This window comes from Streptomyces jumonjinensis, assembly GCF_009600885.1.
Lineage (GTDB): Bacteria > Actinomycetota > Actinomycetes > Streptomycetales > Streptomycetaceae > Streptomyces > Streptomyces jumonjinensis.
This window is the reverse complement of sequence record NZ_VCLA01000198.1, coordinates 22,198-23,831: the sequence shown is the minus strand read 5'-3', so window position 1 is coordinate 23,831 and position 1,634 is coordinate 22,198. Positions and strand designations below refer to the sequence as shown.

The window sequence follows — 1,634 nt, the reverse complement described above, 5'->3', positions numbered from 1 at the left end:
GCCGTCAAGTTGCGGCAAATCCGACCCGGTTGGACTTGGCAGTGCCTACCCTCGGGCTATGACGATCGCTCCGGAGACCCCCGCTCCGTTACGGTTCCTCTCGCTGGAGATCACCGCCCGGTGCCAGCTGACCTGCCCCTCGCACTGCTACGCCCAGGCCGGGCCGACGCGCGGCCACGGGACCATGACAGCCGGCGACTGGCATCGGATCATCCATGAGGCGGCCTCTCTCGGTACGACGATGCTGCAACTGATCGGAGGGGAGCCCACACTCCATCCGGACTTCACCGGGATCGTGGAACACGCGGTGCGGGTCGGCCTGCGCGTGCGCGTCTACACCAACCTCGTGCGGGTACGCGAGGTGCACTGGCGGCTCTTCGAGCACCCGCAGGTCAGCATGGCGACCTCGGTCTACAGCGACGACCCGGGCGAGCACGACGCGATCACCGGCCGGCGCGGCTCCCACGCCGCGACCCGGGGCAACCTCGTCGAGGCCGTGCGCCGCGGGATACGGGTCAAAGTGGGCATCGCGGACCTGGGTGGCGGACAACGCGCCGAGCAGGCCCGCGCCGAGGTGCAAGCGCTGGGCGTCCACGAGGTCCACATCGACCGGGTCCGGCCCGTCGGCAACGCCGCGAACGCCGCGGTGCCGTCCGTATCAGCCCTGTGCGGGCGGTGCGGGGACGGAAAGGCGGCGATTCTCCCCAACGGAGCGGTGGCGGTGTGCGAGATCGGCCGGTTCCTGACCGCGGGCAGCGTCGTCGGGGGCGCGAGCTTGGCGTCGGTGTTTGGCTCCGACCGGTGGGCCGAGGTGACCGCCAGTGTCCCGCGTCGTACGGACGCGGATCCGTGCCCGCCGGACTGCGCGCCGAATGACGACACTCAATGCGGGCCGGAAAAGGGCGGCGTGTGCGGCCCTGCGGACGACGACGAGTGACACCGGCGAACGACGACGAAGCAAGAAGCAGGAACGGACGCGGGGACATGTGCATGGATGTGGACTGGGAACCGTACGCGCGCCGTCTCGCCGACGCCGGGCTCCGCCCGGAGTCGCGCTGGTGGCGCCCCATCGCCACCACCCCCCGGCACCACTTCGTGCCGCACTGGTGGGAGAGGGCCGACGGCGGCAGAGTGCTCCGCGACGGTGCCGCCGACACCGCGACATGGCTGAAGACCGCGTACGCCGACACCACGCTGGTGACCCGCATCGGCACCCTGCACGCCGACTTGGCCGAACCGGGCACCGTCGTTCCGTACGGCAGGTGGCCGACGTCGTCCTCGACCCTGCCCACCCTGATCGTGACCATGTACCGGCACGCCTCAATCGGCAACGGCAACCGAACCCTGGTCACCACCGGCACCGGATACGGCACCGCCCTCGCATGTCACCGCCTCGGAGCCGACCTGGTGACGAGCGTGGACATCGACCCCTACCTCGTCCAAACCGCCACCGACCGGCTGAACACCATCGGACTGCGCCCGCACACCGCCGTCTGCGACATCACCGGTGAGCTGCCCGGCCGGTTCGACCGCATCGTGTCCACTGTGTCGGTCCGGCCCGTACCAGTCAGCTGGCTGACCGCGCTGCGCCCCGGCGGACGGCTGGTCACCACCATCACCGACACCGGTCTGAT

1 protein-coding gene and 1 pseudogene are annotated in these 1,634 nt (G+C 70.5%); both read left to right on the top strand.

Annotated features, from left to right (window positions below; translation table 11 throughout):
- Positions 1 to 58: 58 nt before the first annotated feature.
- On the top strand, positions 59 to 937 hold the full coding sequence (locus FF041_RS34645) for a radical SAM protein (RefSeq protein ID WP_153526407.1): 879 nt from the start codon (positions 59 to 61) through the stop codon (positions 935 to 937).
- Positions 938 to 990: 53 nt separating this feature from the next.
- Positions 991 to 1,634 (top strand): annotated as a pseudogene (locus tag FF041_RS34640) (protein-L-isoaspartate(D-aspartate) O-methyltransferase); the annotation flags it as partial.